16 protein-coding genes are annotated in these 15476 nt (G+C 68.4%); 5 read left to right on the top strand and 11 right to left on the bottom strand.

What is annotated here, in order from left to right; genetic code table 11:
* Window positions 1-10: 10 nt before the first annotated feature.
* Together COC42_RS05700 and COC42_RS05695 are read right to left on the bottom strand one after the other, a co-directional pair.
* Window positions 11-421, bottom strand: a complete 411-nt coding sequence (locus tag COC42_RS05700; RefSeq protein WP_096342226.1) for a single-stranded DNA-binding protein — start codon at window positions 419-421, stop codon at window positions 11-13.
* Between the two features lie 260 nt (window positions 422-681).
* A complete protein-coding gene (locus COC42_RS05695; RefSeq protein WP_096342225.1) occupies window positions 682-1137 on the bottom strand; it encodes a thermonuclease family protein in 456 nt (151 codons plus the stop codon).
* Between the two features lie 104 nt (window positions 1138-1241).
* Between COC42_RS05695 and COC42_RS05690 the strand changes: the two genes are divergently transcribed.
* Window positions 1242-1940 carry a DUF2161 family putative PD-(D/E)XK-type phosphodiesterase gene (locus COC42_RS05690; protein ID WP_096342224.1) on the top strand — a complete coding sequence of 233 codons (699 nt, stop codon included), beginning with the start codon at window positions 1242-1244 and terminating at the stop codon, window positions 1938-1940.
* Window positions 1941-1988: 48 nt separating this feature from the next.
* Here the strand turns inward: COC42_RS05690 and COC42_RS05685 are convergent, their stop codons facing one another.
* From COC42_RS05685 to COC42_RS05650, 8 genes are all read right to left on the bottom strand, one after another.
* The gene (locus tag COC42_RS05685) at window positions 1989-2960 is read right to left on the bottom strand and encodes a DUF2493 domain-containing protein (protein ID WP_096342223.1); all 972 of its coding nucleotides are present in this window, start codon (window positions 2958-2960) and stop codon (window positions 1989-1991) included.
* A 231-nt stretch (window positions 2961-3191) separates the two neighbouring features.
* Window positions 3192-3836, bottom strand: a complete 645-nt coding sequence (locus COC42_RS05680; protein WP_096342222.1) for a hypothetical protein — start codon at window positions 3834-3836, stop codon at window positions 3192-3194.
* 65 nt (window positions 3837-3901) lie between these two features.
* The gene (locus COC42_RS05675) at window positions 3902-4816 is read right to left on the bottom strand and encodes an ArdC family protein (RefSeq protein WP_096342221.1); all 915 of its coding nucleotides are present in this window, start codon (window positions 4814-4816) and stop codon (window positions 3902-3904) included.
* A gap of 126 nt (window positions 4817-4942) precedes the next feature.
* Entirely contained in the window at window positions 4943-6946 is a 2004-nt protein-coding gene (locus tag COC42_RS05670; protein WP_096343122.1) for a ParB/RepB/Spo0J family partition protein, read from the bottom strand.
* Between the two features lie 94 nt (window positions 6947-7040).
* Window positions 7041-7499, bottom strand: coding sequence for a PIN domain-containing protein (locus COC42_RS05665; RefSeq protein ID WP_096342220.1), 459 nt, complete (start codon window positions 7497-7499; stop codon window positions 7041-7043).
* The gene (locus tag COC42_RS05660; RefSeq protein ID WP_096342219.1) at window positions 7496-7729 is read right to left on the bottom strand and encodes a type II toxin-antitoxin system Phd/YefM family antitoxin; all 234 of its coding nucleotides are present in this window, start codon (window positions 7727-7729) and stop codon (window positions 7496-7498) included. Before COC42_RS05660 ends, COC42_RS05665 begins: the two co-directional genes overlap by 4 nt.
* 59 nt (window positions 7730-7788) lie before the next feature.
* Window positions 7789-12003 (bottom strand): strawberry notch-like NTP hydrolase domain-containing protein, encoded by a 4215-nt coding sequence (locus COC42_RS05655; protein ID WP_176484566.1) that lies wholly within the window; start codon window positions 12001-12003, stop codon window positions 7789-7791.
* Window positions 12004-12071: 68 nt separating this feature from the next.
* On the bottom strand, window positions 12072-12956 hold the full coding sequence (locus tag COC42_RS05650) for a DUF7146 domain-containing protein (protein ID WP_096342218.1): 885 nt from the start codon (window positions 12954-12956) through the stop codon (window positions 12072-12074).
* 132 nt (window positions 12957-13088) lie between these two features.
* Between COC42_RS05650 and COC42_RS05645 the strand changes: the two genes are divergently transcribed.
* Window positions 13089-13700, top strand: coding sequence for a lytic transglycosylase domain-containing protein (locus COC42_RS05645; protein ID WP_245843871.1), 612 nt, complete (start codon window positions 13089-13091; stop codon window positions 13698-13700).
* Window positions 13701-13728: 28 nt separating this feature from the next.
* On the opposite strand, the gene COC42_RS05640 is transcribed toward COC42_RS05645, so the two are convergent.
* Entirely contained in the window at window positions 13729-13911 is a 183-nt protein-coding gene (locus COC42_RS05640; protein WP_096342216.1) for a hypothetical protein, read from the bottom strand.
* A 71-nt stretch (window positions 13912-13982) separates the two neighbouring features.
* Between COC42_RS05640 and COC42_RS05635 the strand changes: the two genes are divergently transcribed.
* The 3 genes from COC42_RS05635 to COC42_RS05625 are packed head-to-tail and all read left to right on the top strand — an operon-like array spanning window position 13983 to window position 15319.
* The gene (locus COC42_RS05635) at window positions 13983-14636 is read left to right on the top strand and encodes a S24 family peptidase (protein WP_260158806.1); all 654 of its coding nucleotides are present in this window, start codon (window positions 13983-13985) and stop codon (window positions 14634-14636) included.
* A gap of 28 nt (window positions 14637-14664) precedes the next feature.
* On the top strand, window positions 14665-15063 hold the full coding sequence (locus COC42_RS05630) for an HIRAN domain-containing protein (RefSeq protein WP_096342215.1): 399 nt from the start codon (window positions 14665-14667) through the stop codon (window positions 15061-15063).
* On the top strand, window positions 15056-15319 hold the full coding sequence (locus COC42_RS05625; RefSeq protein WP_096342214.1) for a hypothetical protein: 264 nt from the start codon (window positions 15056-15058) through the stop codon (window positions 15317-15319). Before COC42_RS05630 ends, COC42_RS05625 begins: the two co-directional genes overlap by 8 nt.
* Window positions 15320-15476 lie beyond the last annotated feature (157 nt).

Raw genomic sequence — 15476 nt, 5'->3', positions numbered from 1 at the left:
TTCCGGGCCGTCAGAAGGGCAGGTCGTCGTCGATGTCGTTCTGGCCGGAAGGCTCGCCGCCGCTCGCCGACTTGCCGCGGCTGAGGAACTGGACATCCTCGGCGATGATCTCGCAGCCGTACCGCTCAACCCCCTCGCGATCGGTCCACTTGCTGTAGTGGATGCGGCCGCGCACCGACACCAGCATGCCCTTGGTCGCGTATTGCGCGACCGTCTTGCCGAGGCCGTTGAAGCAGGTGATGCGGTGCCACTCGGTCTCCTTGGCGGTGTAGCCGTTCGCATCCTTGAAGGTCTTGCCCTCATGATCGCGCTTGGGACGGCTGGTGCCGAGGCTGAGGGTGGTGACGCGGGTCTCGCCGCGGGTGGAGCGGGTCTCGGGATCGGTGCCGAGATTGCCGACGAGAAGAACGGTGTTGGTCATGGCGCTGTTCCTTTCGGATCGTCGGGACCGTCCCGATCGACGGAGCCCCGGCCATGGCGAGGCAGCCGGGCGGAGGCACCGAGCGGCCCGAAGGGCCGGAAGGGGAACCCTGAGAGACCAAGGCTGGCGCGGGCAGCGGAGGCGAAGCCGGAGCAACACGGGCCTGGTCGGGAAGGGTTGCCTGCGCTCGCGCCCGCCATAGGGGTGAGCAGTCGATGGGAATGGTCCTGACCCGGCCGGATCGCGGGCGCCCGAAAGTGCTACCGTCTGTTGCTGGAGGTTCGCGCCGATCGACACAGACGGTTTCCGCCGTAGCGGGCCCACGCCAGCGCATAGCCGTCCCGGACCATCGCGCAGGAGAGGTCGCCGACTTGCTGAGAACGGCACAAGGCGCCGGTCCGATCGCCCTTCGCTGAACCGTTCGATACGCAGGTGAGAGGGGAACCACGGACCACGATGTGCCCGGTGCGGAGCGTGCCGCGGGCCCCGCCCAGAAGGGCGACGAGATGGTCGCGTGCGGCGCGACCGCTGGCGCGAGGACAGGGATGTCCTGGCCGGCAGGTCTCGTCCATCTCGCGGGCGGCGATGCCTTCCAGCCGAATGCGCGGCCCTTCCGCACACCAGATCGGACCGTCCCCGTCCCAGACCGCGACGGGGGTGCAGGTGAAGGTCGTGCCGGGGGCGACGACGCTGGCCAGGAGCAGAAGCGGGATCATTGCCGATGCTCTTACGCAAGGGTGCACGACAGGCCACCCCGCAGCAGTGTTCACCGCGCGGGCGGGCGGTTTGAGGAGATGGAGGCGCGGGCTAGTGAGGCCGGATGAAAACGTACGCACCTGTCTGCGAAACCGCGCTCTATGCGCCGATCAAGCGCTTCCTCGAGCGTCATGGGTTCGAGGTGAAGGGGGAGATCTGCGGCTGCGACATCGTCGGACTGGCACCTGGCGAACCCCCGCTCGTGGTCGTCACCGAGCTCAAGCTGTCCTTCTCGCTCGAGCTGCTGCTGCAGGCGGTCGAGCGGACGCGCTCGTCCGACATCGTCTATGTCGCGGTGCCGGCCACGCGCCGCGGCCGCGACCAGGACCGCCGGGTGCATCGGCTCTGCCGGTTGCTGGGGCTGGGCCTGCTCGCGGTCGACCTGCGGCTCGGCACGGTCACCGTGCTCGCCGAGCCTGCGCCCTACCGACCGCGTCCCAACCTGCCGCAGCGACGGCGGCTGGTGGCCGAGCATCGCCGTCGGAAGGGCGACCCGACCCAGGGTGGATCGACCCGCCAGCCGATCATGACGGCGTATCGCCAGCGCACGATCGCGTGCGCCGAGGCGATGCGGGATGGACCGAAGCGCCCGAGGGATCTGCGCGGGCTCGCGGAGGATGCGGGCGCTATCCTGCTGCGCAACGTTTATGGCTGGTTCGAGCGTGTGGAGAAGGGGCTCTATGCGCTGTCAGAGCGTGGTCGGCTCGCGATCGGCGATAGCGAGAAGAGATCGTCGCCGACCCCGGAGCAGAAAGCGGCATAGCCTGCAGCCGCGGAGGAAGGGCGCCGCCGAAGCGGCGCCCGAAAGGGTTCAAGCCGCGACCGCTTTGCCCGAGGTACGGGCGTGGTGCTTGGGGTTGGTGCCGAGTGGACCACGCCGGTCGACGACGGCGATCCCGCGCTCCTTGGCCTGGATGACGAGCCGCTCCAGCACGCCGTTGCCGGCAAAGGCGACAACGTAGCGCGGCTTCAATCCGAGCATCTGCTCGTTGCGGCGGAAGCCTGCCCGAGCGCCGAGCCGAGTGTCGAGACTGAACGCGATCTGCGGCACCTTGTGACGCTCGGCCCAGGACGCCGCGAGCCGGTCGGCACCTTTGCCGTCGCCGCCATGGACGAGGACCATGTCCGCGACATTGGCGCGCACCCGGTCGAGCGTGCGCCAGATCGCATCGCCATAGGCCTTAGCATCGTCCGCGCTGCCGAAGCTTAGCCGCCCGCCGGCAAAGACGACCGGCGTGCCCTCGGGCATCGCGGCCCGGCGCTTGCCCTCGGCACGCGCCTTCAGGAACTCGCGTCCCTGCACGACCGCTGACGTGCTCAGCGCGTCATGGCTGAGCCGCGATCCGCCCGCCGGCTTCCAGGACGAGCTGGTCTCGGCGAGGTAGAGCGCGGCTGCCGTTTCACGGAGTGCCTCCAGCGCCAGCATCTCGCCTTCGGCCGCTTGCGCGCGCTCGACCTGTTGCTCAAGTTCAGCGGTGTGGACCTCCGAGCCGTCGTTGGTCGCGAGCAGCAGCCGGATCTCGTCGGTCGCCCGGTCAATGCGGGTCGAGGCCTTGGCCGCGGCGCGATGGAAGAGGTTCACGAAACCCCAGCCAAGCTCCTCGGCCTGGTCCTCGAGGATGGTGTCGGTGAACAGCGCGAACAGGTCGGACCAGACGGCGGCGAGCGTCTGGTCGATCGCTTCCGGCTCGGGTCGGGCGAGGGGACGCGCACGGGGATCGCTGGCGATCGAGAGATGCCCGAGTTCGAGCGCGGCGAGTTGGGCGGCAAGGGTGGTCGGCATGAGAGGTCTCCTGTCAGACGCCGCGGATCTGCGGCGACGCGTGCCCTCCCACCCGGCGGCATCAGGGCCGGGCGCCACTCCCCGACAAGGCTGGCGCGGGCCGCCTCGCGAGGGCGCCAGCCCAAGCGAGGCAACACGGGCCGCAGGCGGGCGGGTTGCGCCTGGACCGCCGGCGGGTAGAGGGCCTCTCGCGCCCGCACCGCGGCACTGGCCGGACCTCGTATTCGGCTCTCAGGCGACGAGCCTCGGCTGGCTTTCGGGCGCGCATGCCAGCCCGATCTCACGTGCGATCCGTGCCGCCAGCCGAACGTGGTCGACCAGCTCGGTCATGTGAGCCCAATGGTTGCGCTCGCCGACATAATCGGACCGGCCTCGGCAGCGGCGGAACAGGATCTCGCCCGGCCCGAAGCCGCCGATCGAGACCTGGCAGTAGAGCTCGTCCCCGTGGAGGATGACCTCGCCCGACACCGCTGGACCGCCAGCACAGACGCGAATGTCGTATCGGCCGCGCTCGAGGTGCAGCGCGTCGGCAAGCCGCTTCAGCGCCCGCCGTGCTTCCGTGTGGAAGGTCCGCTTGGCGTCAGCGTTATGATCGACGCCGCGCGCGGCGAGCAGGGTGAGCAGCGGGGTGCGCGCAATCTCGGCCAAAGCATCGCCGCAGAGCGTGCGAAGGGCGGGCCGATCCGGCATCGTGGTCGTCGCGACAGCTCCAAGATGCTGGGCGAGCAGCACCACGGCGGGGTCGGTCTCGAACGGCTTGCCGGCGTTCCGGCAGTCTTTGGCAGCGGCCTGGATGGCGTGGAGGCAGGCAGCGATGGTGTCGAGGCCGCTCGGATCGAGCGCCTGCGCGAAGCGGTAGCCGACATCGTACGTCATGAGGAAATCTCCTGAGGAGAGGAGGTGCAAACAGCGACCCCTGCAGGTCGCCGAGAGGGTGCGGGTCAGGCGGCGAGCGAGAGCTCGGCGGGACGCTCGGCGCGGCCGAGCTTCAGCAAATAGGCGGAGGCCTCCTCGGCCTTGGCTGCCGCGGTCAGGATCGCGCGGGCATCGGTCTTAAGGACCTTGAGCCAGCTGCCGAGATAGCTCGCATGATCGTCGAGATGGTCGACTGGCAGCCTAAGTTCGGCGCCAATCATCGCCGAGGCGAGCTCGGCGGTCAGTTCCTCGATGGCGTAAGCGTCGCTCCCGAAGCGACCACCCAGCGAGCGGTCCAGCCGGCTTCGGTGCCCGGTCCAGTGCGCAAGCTCATGCAACAGCGTCGACCGGTAGAGGTCGCGCGTCCGGAACTGCGACACCGCCGGCATGGTGATCTGGTCGGTCGAGGGCATGTAGTAGGCCTCGCCGCCGCCGTGGCGCAGTGACGCCGGGATGGCAGCGAAGAAGGCGTCGAGGTCGTGGTCGCGCGCGCTCGGCTCGGGCAAGGCCGAGGGCTCGGGCCGGAACCGCTCGGGCAGCCCATCGATCTGGTCGACGTTGAAGACGGTAAAGCTCTTCAGCACGCGGCGCGCCTCGTCTTCGCGCTCGCCCGTCGCGGGATCCTCAATCTCCTTGGTATAGCTCTTGTAGAAGATGGCGAGCGTGCCGCGCTCGCCCTTGCGCACCTGGGCTCCGAGCAGCTGTGCCTGGTGGTAGGTCATCCAGGTCGGCGAGCCGAAGCCGCGTGATTGTGCCGCCATCCAGAGCCAGATGACGTTGACCCCTCGATAAGGCGTTCCGCAGACGCGCAAGGGCCGGGAGACAGGACCGCCGGTCCAGGGTTGGCGCCATGGCCTGACGCCGGCCTCCAGGCGTTCGATGATGGCGTTGGTGATCGTCTCGGCGGGGCTGGTCGGCGGGGTGGATCGGCTGTGGCGCATCGCGCGGCTCCTTGCGGTCACGAGCCGGATCGGCTCGCCCCGGCGACAGCCGACTCCCCTCTCTCGCGACGCCGAAGACCAAGGGGCGACCTCCGGTGGAGGCCGCCCCAGAATGCCGCGTGCCGCTCAGGCAGCGTCGCGGTCGATCACGTCGCTGACATGATCGAGCTCGGTCGCGCTGGCGTCCGCTTCGTCCGGCAGCGTGGCCGGATCGCCGTCGGCTTGCCGGGCAGGTTCGGGTGCGAAGCGCATTGCGGCCGGCAGCCACGCCCGTGCCGCCTGCTTGGTGCTGACCTCGCCGATGAAGTCGCCAGCACAGATCTTCTCGCAGGTGGCGGCGAGGTCGGCCTTCTTGGCATTGCCGTAGCGCGCGGCAAGTACGGGTCCGTCGATCTCGGCCAGAGCGTCGAACATGACGGGCTTGGTGACCTTGTCGAAGAAGTTTGCCGCTGTCGGCCGCCACCAGGCGGCGACGTCGATGCCGAGCAGATGGCCCAGATGATCGTGGAAGCGGCAGCCGCCAGTGCCCGTGCCCGCAACGCTCGCCTCGAGACTGCCGGCAACCGCGTGGCCGAGCCACGCCGCTCGTTCGTCGGGCCCGAGCGCGCGAAAGGCGTCGAACCGCGCCTCGGCGGTATCGAGAGTGGTCCAGCTGCGATCGAGCGCCTGGTCGGCTTCCACCCGGGCGAGAGTGGCGGGCGCTTCGGGCGTCTTGAACCCGATCACCGGCTCCTGAGGTGGCCGGGCGCTGAGTGACGAGCCGTACCGCTCCACCCCGTGGCCGGGCTTGCGGTCGACCATCAGGAAGATCGCGAGATCGAGCGCGAAGTCAGGATCGGCCGCGACATGGACCGCGAGGATATCGCGGCGCTGGATGGCAAGCTCGTCGGTCAGCCGCTGCGAGAGACCGACGGCCCGCGGGGCAGGCTCGCTCGCCTCGTCATCGGCATCGTCGGGCCCATTCTCTTCCTGCGGCATCCGCTCGACGTAGAGCGTCTGGTGCAGCCGCGGCGTGCCGTCGGGGCCGAGGACGAGGAAGGCGCCGATCTGCGGTCGAAGCGCCTCGTCGAGCACCGGCGGCTTGTCGGTGATCGCCTCGACCGCCTTCTCGATGCTCTCGAGCTCAATCTCGGCCTCCGCCCGGTCTTGGTCGCTGCTCGCCTCGTCTTCCAGCAGCGCGATCTTGTCCGCCGCCTGAGCCTCAAGCGCCGCGACCTGCTCCTGCTCGCTCCCGGTCAGCGCCGCAGGCTTGAGTTCGATCCGCTCGAGACCCTCAGTCTGCTGCCAGTCGACATAGCGGTCGAGCGTCGGGCGGATCCAGGCATAGCCGGTCTCGGTCGCGAGCGTCGCGGCGGCGGCGTCCATCTTCTCGTTGGCGAGCCGTTCGAGGATGGCGATGTCGAGCCAGCGGGTGGAGGTGTCGTCCGCGAAGAGGTCGCGGTCGATGCGGCCGCCCGCTGCGAGGTAGGCGTCCTCGCCGACAAGCCGGGCGCGCGGATCGGCGGCGGAGACGGTCGCCTGCGTCATCATGCGCCGAATGCTGTCCGGGTGCGCCCCGCCATAGCCACGGCTCATCTGGTCGAAGACATGCGCCTGCCGCTCGCGGTCGGGAGTCGAGGCATAGGCCTTGGCGATGTCGAGGGTGATCTCGCCGTCGGCGAGTGCCTGAAACACCACCGGCGCGAGGCTCGCAAGCCGGAGGCGGCCTTCGACGAACCGCACGGTAACGCCGAACCGGCGGGCCACGCCGTCGACGTCCGAACCCTGTTCGATGAAGTGCTGGAAGGCGAGGCATTCGTCCGCCGGGTTGAGCGCCAGCTTCTGGAAGTTCTCGGCCAGGCTCGCCTCGGCCACCGCGCTGCCGAGATCGTCGAGCACGAGGCAGGGCACCGCGAAGTCGGCAGCGAGCTTGCCGTCGTCGGCGAGCGCCTTCAGCGCGGTATGGCGACGGCCACCTGCCTCGACGGCGAAGGTGCCGCGCGGCTTCTTGTTGGCGGTCACGATCAGGTTCTGGAGCAGGCCGCGCGCTTCGATGTCGGCGCGGAGCTGGGCGTCGGCGGCGGCATCGCTGCGGCGGCGAACATTGCGCTTGGAGGGAACGAGCTTGGCAAGCGGGATAGTCTGGATCATCGTCTTCACTCCTGGTGACGAGCCCGCGTGCGCTCACGCCGGCTCGCGCCATCCGACGCGTCCTCCTCTCTCAAACGGTGCGGGAAATGCCCGATCAGGCGATCAGGCGGCTGAGGCGTTCGTCGACCGATGCGGCGAAGGGGTTGATCACGACAGTACCGCGCCACGCAAAGCCGCTCGACATGTCTTCGGAGAGGAGGAGGGCGCAGCCTGCCTCGGCGGCCGCGTTGAGGATCAGCGCGTCCCAAAGCTGCAGCTTGTGGGCGCCAGCGAGATCGAGCGCCGAGAGGAAGGCCGAGCTGTTGCTGTCGGCTGTCCCGAACGCTCGGGCCATGCGCAGCACCGTCTCGCGTGCCTCCTCGCGTGAAGCACCCGATCGGTTCAGCACGACGTAGAGCTCGCCCAAGACTTGGACCGGAGCGATGAGCGAGGCCCGCCCCCGTAGTTGCCTCAGGAGCGTGCGGCTGGTGTCGATCTTTGCGGCATCGTCAGGATGGCTATCGACCCCGGCGATATAGGCGAGGACGTTGGTGTCGAACGCAATACGGCTCACTCGTAAAGATCCTCGCGTCGCCAACCCTGGCCGCTGCGGCGGGGCATCGTAGAGACGAAGTCGAGCAAAGCGTCGATCTCGGGGCCCTGCCGGTCGAGGTCGTCGACCGGTGTGACCTTGGCGACGGGGCGACCGCGCGAGGTGACGACGAAGCTCTCGCCCTCCTGCACCTCTCGGAGCAGTTCGGAGAAGCGCTGGTTCGCGTCGCTGGCGCTGATCGCCCTTTCCATCATCGATCCTTTCTAGTGGTTACACCTAAATAGAAGATAAGCGTCCGCCTGTCGACTGCTCACCGGCCGCCGGACAGTCGCTCGACGATCTCCGCTGCTCTGGTCACGGGGATGAACAATCGGGTCTGGTAGCGGATGATCTCGGTGAAGCAGCCGAGCGCCTTCAATTCGCCGAGGCGGGCCGGATCGAAGCCGGCAAGTTCGAGCCGCCGTTCCCCACCCACCAGCGAGCGCTTCAGCTGGGCCGTGAGCGTGCCGGGGATGGCACAGGAGCGGCCGGTCTCGAGCACGCCCGACACCAGCGCAGGAACCGGAACGGCGTGGTCGAGGTCGAGACCGAACCGGCGACCCAGCTCAGAGACGGCGGCCGCGGGAACGGGCCTACCGAGGAGCGACCGGCCCTTCTCGTCGACGACCCGCAGCACCTGGACATGGTCACCGGGCAGGGCATCCCAGATCGGCAGAAGCAATCCCGTCGCGAGGTGCATCGTTTCGCTCTGCGTCGATGCCGTCGCCTCCTCGACCTCAGCGTTCCATGCCGCAGCGAAGGCCGTGCTGTCAGCGGGACGCCAGTGCGTTTCCTCGAATTGGCCATGGCCGATATGCTCGCGGCGGAGAGGCCGGACCAGCTCGTAGCGGCGGAGCGGCAGCCCCTCTTCGGTGAGAAGGCTGCGGGCATGCAAGCGGACCGCCGGGCGGCCCGAGCGATCGTTGACGAGGAGGCACGCGCCGTCACGCTCGGCGAGCCGCAGGGCCGCCTCAAACCGGAGCGGGCGGGGCCGCCGTTCGAGATCGAGGGTGAGGAGATGGCTCGTCGCACCGCTCGACGGATCGGTCCGCAGGATACGGTCATCGCTGACGGTCAGTGTCTCGACCAGGAGCGTCTCGACACCGACATCGAGGGTTCCGGCTTCGCGTGCCGCGGCGACCCGTGCCTCGACCAGCCCGAGATACTCCTCGAAGATCGCATTCTGGAGCGCGATCGGAAAGGCGAGGAGCCGGTTGAGCCAGCGCTGGATGGGTGGCAGATCGTCGCGCAAGCCGCCGCCTTCGGCTTCCAGCGCGAGCCCGGATCGCTCCTGGAAGTCCGCGCAGGTGATCGACTGGAGCTTGCCGACGAACAGCAACCGGTACCAGTTCGTGAGCGCGTCCTTGGCATAGTCGCGCTCGAGGTCGTCGGCCGGGTCGAAGAGATTCTGGCCGCCGGTCTGCCGTTGCCCTCGGGTCAGCGCGCCGAGCGCATCGAGCCGCCGCGCAATGGTCGAGATGAACCGGCGTTCGCCGCGCACGTCGGTGGTGACGGGCCGGAACAAGGGGGCGGACGCCTGCGCGCTCCGGTGCGTGCGCCCGAGCCCCTGAATGGCCGCATCGGCGCGCCAGCCGGGTTCGAGCAGATAGTGGATGCGGCGTGCCTGGTTCCTGGCCTTGAGGCACGCATGGTAGCTCCGGCCGGTGCCGCCCGCGTCGCTGAAGACGAGCAGCTTCTTGCTGCCGTCCATGAAGGCCTGCGCTTCAGCGAGGTTGCTGCGCGGCGACCGGCGTTCGAGCCGCTGCTGGCCGGCGCGGTCGAGCACGAGCCGCCGGGTGCGGCCGGTCACCTCCGCGACACTGTCGGTGCCGAACCGCTCGAGAATGGCATCGAGGGCGGTGGCGACCGGCGGCAGCGCACAGAGCTGCTCGACCATGCTGTCCCGCGCCTCGATCGCGGCCCGGCAGTGAACGGGATGGCCCTGGTCATCGACCATGGGTTCGGAGCGGACGTTGCCGTCAGGATCGGTGAAGACCCGCATCTGCCGCGTCGGGAAAGCGCGGACCAGATAGTCGACGACATATTCGCGCGGCGAAAGGTCGATCTCGAGCGTCTCGCGCTCGGCTGGATCCAGGTCGGCGAGCCGGCGGTCGAGCATGGCTTCGGACGTCGAGACGAGCTGCACGACGACCGCGTTCCCGTTCTCCAGATCGGTCGCGATCGCCGGCAGCAGGCTCGGCAGCTTGGCCGAGAGCAAGAGCTGGGCGAAGAAGCGCTGCTTGACGCTCTCGAAGCGGGAGAGCGCGGACGACTTGGCATTGGCGTTGAGGGTCGAGCCCGACGCGCTGTCGACCACGCGGGTCGCTTCGAGCGCGGCGCCGAGATTGCGGTGGATGATCGCCCAGGCCTCGGCGTAGGCGTCGTAGACGCGGACCTGCTCGGAGGTGAGCGCATGCTCGAGGAGATCATACTCGACGCCGGCGAACGAGAGCGCCCGCGCGGTGTAGAGGCCGAGCGCCTTCAGGTCGCGCGCGACGAGCTCCATCGCGGCAATGCCGCCGGCGCGGACACCGGTGATGAACGCCTCGCGGGTGGCAAAGGCGGTGCCGGGGCCCCACAGGCCGAGCCGGCTGGCGTAGCTCAGGTTGGCGACGTCCGATGCGCCCGTCGCCGAGACATAGAGGACGCGGGCGCGGGGTAGGCGGTTCTGGAGCCGCAAACCAGCGAGGCCCTGTTCCGAGCCCTTGATGCGACCGCGCGAACCCTCGCCGCCGGCGGCGTTGGCGAGCGCGTGCGCCTCGTCGAACGCGATTACGCCCTCGAAGCTTTCGCCCGCCCAGTCGAGGATCTGCTGGAGACGGGTGACCTCCTCCCGTCCCGAGCGGAGCGTCGGATAGGTCACGAAGAGGATGCCCTCGTCGAGCGTGATGGGCGTGCCGAGCTTCCACTGCGACAGCGGCTGCACGTCGAGGCTCATGCCGCCGAGCGCGCTCCAGTCGCGCCGCGCGTCCTCGAGCAGCGCCTCGTTCTTGCTGAGCCAGATGTGCCGCTTGCGCCCCCGCGCCCGCTGATCGCGGATGATGCCGGCAATCTGCCGGCCCTTGCCGGCACCGGTGCCGTCGCCGAGGAAGAAGCCCTGTCGATAGGCGATCCCGTCCTTCGCCATCGTGAGGTCGGTGCCGGCTTCGTCCGCGACGAAGTGGCCGGGCAGGTCGCGCTCGAAGGCACCGCCGGCATAGACGAGCGTCTCGAGCTGCGCGCCCGACAGCAGGGCTTGGCGCACGACGCCGGAGGGCAGGAGAGGCTGGTAGGCCGGCTTGGGCGCGGCGATCGATCCCATGGCGAGCGATTCGACGAGCGGCGTCGGATGCTCTGCGGCCCCGGGCAGCGCCAGGCGGCTTGGGCGCCATGCCATGTAGATGCCGGCCGGCTCGCCTTCTGGTGCGGGATCATCGAGGGTCACCACCTCGATCGGCTGCTCACCGTCTGGCTCGACAGCGCCCGGCTGTGGGCGCGGCGTCGGGGTTTGTGACTGGCGGCGGAACAGAGACAGCCGCGTGCGCGGAGTAGGCGGCATCGGGTCGCTCGGGCGCGCGCGAGCAGGCAGGTGTTGGATAGCGTCCAGCAACGCTGGTAAGTCGGGCATCTCCAGCTCGGCTGGACCCTCATCAGCGGCCGGAAGCTTGTCGAGGACCAGCAGGCGGACGGCAATGCCGGTTCCGTGTTTCACGTACAGGCCGCGGGGCAGAACCGCATCAAGGCGGATGGTCGCTTCCGATCCAAGCATCTGGCGGTCGAACCAGGTCGGCATGATCGCAACCGCGCGTCCGCAGCTTTTGAGGCGGCGGAGGCTGGCTTGGAGGTGCCGAGCGGCCGCATGCCGGTCGACCGGGCGGCCGAAGGAGCGCGCAAAAGGCGGGTTGATCAGGAGAATGTCGGCTTGGACATCGACCGGCAGCAGATCGTCGACGAGTTCGCCGTCGTGATCGCTGATCCGGGCCTGTGGAAAAGCCAGTTGGAGACAGTGTCGGCGACCGGGATCGATCTCGTTCAGCACGAGGGCGGCCCCGAGCTTCGCCGCTGGCCAGACGAGCAATCCGGTGCCGGCGGAGGGTTCGAGCACGGTGTCGGAGGAGCGGAGTTGTGCCGCCACGCTCATCGCCCACGCGATCGGGGCAGGGGTGGAGAATTGCTGGAAGACGAGCTGGTCTTCGGTGCGCACCGTCTGTGTCGGCAGCCGGCGGCCCAGATCGATCAGAGCGTCCAGCGCGACCGACGGGCTGGAGAGGTCCACGCCCGCACCGGCTGACCCCAACCAGAGCACTTGCGCGAGTTCGAGCGCATCGTAGGCGTGGCGCATCGACCAGCCGCCATCGGCGGCGGAGCGGCCTGCCGCGGAGGCAAGCAGGTCCCGCAGCAGGCGGGCGTCGATCACCTCGCCGGCCTGGAGGAAGTCGCAAAGGCGATGCGCGACGGCGAGGACGGGATCGGCAGGAGCTTCGAGGCGAAGCGCGGCAGCGGTCATGGCAGAGACACCGGCCCGGCCGGCTCCAGCGCCGACGTCGGGGCACGAAGTGTCCGATCTCCTCCCCTCTATCGTCCGGTCGTCATCCTGCCCCGCGGAGGTGCGCGCAGGACATCGTTCCAGTCCGCACCCGGCTGGGCCGGGTAGCGGGCCTCGATTCGCCGGCCGGCGAAGCGCTCGCGCGCCACCGTCTCGGCTTGGTGCCCGGCGGCATCATGGTCGAGAAACAGAATGATCTCCGTGACCGACGCGGGAAGAGTGATCCGCTTGAAGCGTTCGGCTCCGAGCGTGGCCCAGCAGGGCACGCCAAAGAGTCGGGAGGCGGAGAGGGCGGTTTCGATACCTTCCGCCAAGCCGAGGCGATTGCTCGCCGACACGAGGCGGACGAGACCGCTGCCGAGTGATCCCAGCGCGGCACGTGCCGGCTGGCGGGAGGAGAGGGATAGTCCATCCCGACTGAGGAACGTCCGGTGCACGGCGACGAGCCCGGTCTCGTCAGTCACAGCCGCGATCATGGCCGGCAAGAAGCGTGTGAGGGGATGCCGTCCCTGAGGCGTTCGTGGGTGGAAACGAAGCGCCGAAGTCCCGGTAAGCCCGCGTCCCGCCAGATAGCGCGATGCAGGGCTTTCACGGAGCGGGCGTGCCTCGGACCAGAGCCGCTCCACTGCGGGCTTTCGTGTGTCGATTGGCTCGTCTGTGCCGAACACCACGCGCGCACCGCCGGGAAGGCGGAGCGCCGCGATCGCGTCGAGCACATCGCGTGTCTCGCAGCCGGCGAAGCAATGGAACAGCAGTCTCCTTCGACCCGGGCGGACGCTGAGGGACGGCGTCGCATCGGCATGTGCCGGGCAGCGGCACATGCCGCCCCGGGGCGTCCAGTGGCCGCCGAGCGCCTCGACGATGGTGCGACCGCTGTCGGCGCCGCTGGCGAGGTGGGGATCGTGAAAGGTCATAAGGGCTCTCGCTGTCTGTGACGCGCCCCGCGCCGCCGCCTCCACTCCCTTCAGCTTAGCGCTTTCCTACAGCAGCACGTTCGCACTATGTTCCGATTCGAGGAAGAGGAAAATGCATGATGCGAGGCGATGATGATCCGAACCTTCTTCCCCGCCGCGGCAGTGCTGCTGGCCTGCGCTTCACCCGCACTGGCGCAGCACACTGAGGCGGGATTGAGTTCAGCTGAGGCGGACGATGCTTCAGCTGCCGTTTTCGAGCTGATCGAGCACCGGACGGCCGCAGCACGATCATTTTCTGCTGCGGCCGCCGATCCCCCAGTCATGACCGTCTCTGCGACGAGAGCCGCACCGCCGAGAGGACGCGAGCGGTTCCTCGCGTTTATCCGTGCCGCCGAGCTTCGCCACGCGCTGCCGAACGGTTTGCTCGATGCACTGATCGCGGTTGAATCAGCCTACCAGCCCGGCGTGGTCAGTCGCGCTGGGGCCATGGGTTTGGCGCAGCTGATGCCCGCGACGGCGCGGGCGCTGGGTGTCCTCGATCCATTCGACGCGCGCATGAACGTCGATGGTGGAGCTCGCTTCCTGAGAGCCATGCTCGACAAGTTCGGGTCGGTGACGCTGGCGCTGGCCGCCTACAATGCTGGGCCTGCGGCGGTCATGCGGGCGCGCGGCATTCCCGCCAACAGCGAGACCCCGACCTATGTTCGCAAGGTCCTGTCAGCTTGGCGGCTGGGGAGCTTCTGACATGCGCGATTCCCTCGACAGCCCCGGCTCACGCGCCGTTCTGCAGCAACCAGGCATGCACATGGGCGTGAACGCGCCGACGTGGCCGGCGGCCCGCCCGGAGGTCGAACACGAACCGAGGATCGTGGACGACGAGGCGGCCGAACCGCGTGGGGCTGAGGCCCACCCGTGTCAGGAAAACTTCGATCCTCGGCAGCAGATCCCCGTCCATGCGTCGCGACTCGCTTTACTCCGTTCCTGTTATGTTCCATACTGCGTGATTAGTGCTGTAGGAAATCCCCTATGATGCTCGCCACGATCGAACACCCGCGCGAAGCGCTCCAGCGGCTCATCGAAGAGCGCAAGGAGGAGTATGCCGCGCTGTCGCGCATGCTCGGGCGCAATCCGGCCTACATCCAGCAGTTCATCAAGCGGGGGACGCCCAAGCGCCTCGATGAAAAGGATCGCCGCCTTCTCGCCAGCTATTTCGGGGTCAAGGAGACGGTGCTCGGCGGCCCACAGGAGTGGGAGAAGCCGACGCTGCAGCAGGTGCCGGTGCTCGATGTCTACGCCTCGGCCGGCTACGGGGCTGCCGATTTTGGCGAGGCGCGCCGCACGTCGATCGGCTTCGATCCGCGCTGGCTTCGCGAGCGCACCAAGGGCTCGGCCGATGGTCTGTCGATCATCCAGGTCAAGGGCGACTCGATGGCGCCGACGCTCGCCGATGGCGACGACGTCCTGGTTGACCGCAAGGATGGGGTGAGCCGGCTACGCGACGGCATCTACGTCCTGCGGCTGGACGATAGCCTGATGGTCAAGCGGCTGGCGCGGCAGCCCTCGGGTCGCGGCATCTCGATCAGGAGCGACAATCCCGACTATCCGAGTTGGCAGGACATCAATCCCAGCCGGATCGACATCGTGGGACGGGTGCTATGGTTCGGCCGCACGCTGAGCTGATCGGGCCAGCCCGGTCACAGGTGTCAGCATGAAGCAGATGAGCCTACACGTCGTCGGCGCGAACCATCCCAATGCGGATGGTGGCAATCGGCGCTTCGAGATCCTGCTTTGCGTGCCCGGCGAACCGATCGAGCTGATTCCTGAGCCAAAGAACCCGGCGGACCCGAATGCCATTGCGGTGTTCAGCAGCCGAAACGTCCAGATCGGCTATCTGACCGCAGACCGCGCTCCCTGGATCGGCGGCATGCTGCGCAACGGCCGCCCGATCGAGGCGATCTTCCAGGCCGCCACGCCTGCCGGTGCTGCCATCCGGATCGGGTTCGACGGCGACCATCCCGTTTTGCCGCCCGCGGACGCGACCCGTGCCACACCACCAGATCCGGCCACGGTCGAGTTCTGGCCAGACGAGATCTACCCTGATGACTGACCTCGCTTCTCTTGCCGTTGAAGGCCAGCACACGCCCGGGAACCACCCTCCAAGTGGCTCAGCGGTACAACCGATACTTGAGGAGGCGTGGGCGATCGCAATCGATCTGCGCCGCGATCTCGGCTTGTCCGAGGCGATCGCCTGGGCAGACGGCTATCTGGAGGAGGTGCGGGAGAAGGAAAGCTCGACCGCCGCCGCGCGCTGGGTGGTCGTGATCAGTGCCTTGGCCGAGCTGGCCCGGTCAAGCGTGCACTGACGATCGCTCATCGGGATAGCTGTCTAGCTCAATAGGTTCGGCTTGCTTGGCTAAGCTCGGCAGCATCGGCACTACCGGCTCTGAGCTGCCGTCCCACTGCGTAGCTCATCCGGGTATACTCAAGAACGCCGAGCAGGAGTTAAGAGCAGGTGGCAGG

The sequence above is a fragment of the Sphingomonas spermidinifaciens genome (genome assembly GCF_002351485.1).
Classification (GTDB): domain Bacteria; phylum Pseudomonadota; class Alphaproteobacteria; order Sphingomonadales; family Sphingomonadaceae; genus Sphingomonas; species Sphingomonas spermidinifaciens.
This window is presented reverse-complemented; position numbering and strand designations above follow the sequence as displayed.

Excerpts from the sequence above, each read along its gene's own strand:
- COC42_RS05685 (WP_096342223.1), bottom strand. The coding sequence starts at position 2,960 with ATGCCGACCACCCTTGCCGCCCAACTCGCCGCGCTCGAACTCGGGCAT.
- COC42_RS05635 (WP_260158806.1), top strand. The coding sequence starts at position 13,983 with ATGATGCTCGCCACGATCGAACACCCGCGCGAAGCGCTCCAGCGGCTC.
- COC42_RS05645 (WP_245843871.1), top strand. The coding sequence starts at position 13,089 with ATGATCCGAACCTTCTTCCCCGCCGCGGCAGTGCTGCTGGCCTGCGCT.
- COC42_RS05640 (WP_096342216.1), bottom strand. The coding sequence starts at position 13,911 with ATGGACGGGGATCTGCTGCCGAGGATCGAAGTTTTCCTGACACGGGTG.
- COC42_RS05700 (WP_096342226.1), bottom strand. The coding sequence starts at position 421 with ATGACCAACACCGTTCTTCTCGTCGGCAATCTCGGCACCGATCCCGAG.
- COC42_RS05660 (WP_096342219.1), bottom strand. The coding sequence starts at position 7,729 with ATGGAAAGGGCGATCAGCGCCAGCGACGCGAACCAGCGCTTCTCCGAA.
- COC42_RS05675 (WP_096342221.1), bottom strand. The coding sequence starts at position 4,816 with ATGCGCCACAGCCGATCCACCCCGCCGACCAGCCCCGCCGAGACGATC.
- COC42_RS05630 (WP_096342215.1), top strand. The coding sequence starts at position 14,665 with ATGAAGCAGATGAGCCTACACGTCGTCGGCGCGAACCATCCCAATGCG.
- COC42_RS05680 (WP_096342222.1), bottom strand. The coding sequence starts at position 3,836 with ATGACGTACGATGTCGGCTACCGCTTCGCGCAGGCGCTCGATCCGAGC.
- COC42_RS05655 (WP_176484566.1), bottom strand. The coding sequence starts at position 12,003 with ATGACCGCTGCCGCGCTTCGCCTCGAAGCTCCTGCCGATCCCGTCCTC.
- COC42_RS05625 (WP_096342214.1), top strand. The coding sequence starts at position 15,056 with ATGACTGACCTCGCTTCTCTTGCCGTTGAAGGCCAGCACACGCCCGGG.
- COC42_RS05690 (WP_096342224.1), top strand. The coding sequence starts at position 1,242 with ATGAAAACGTACGCACCTGTCTGCGAAACCGCGCTCTATGCGCCGATC.
- COC42_RS05695 (WP_096342225.1), bottom strand. The coding sequence starts at position 1,137 with ATGATCCCGCTTCTGCTCCTGGCCAGCGTCGTCGCCCCCGGCACGACC.
- COC42_RS05650 (WP_096342218.1), bottom strand. The coding sequence starts at position 12,956 with ATGACCTTTCACGATCCCCACCTCGCCAGCGGCGCCGACAGCGGTCGC.
- COC42_RS05670 (WP_096343122.1), bottom strand. The coding sequence starts at position 6,946 with ATGATCCAGACTATCCCGCTTGCCAAGCTCGTTCCCTCCAAGCGCAAT.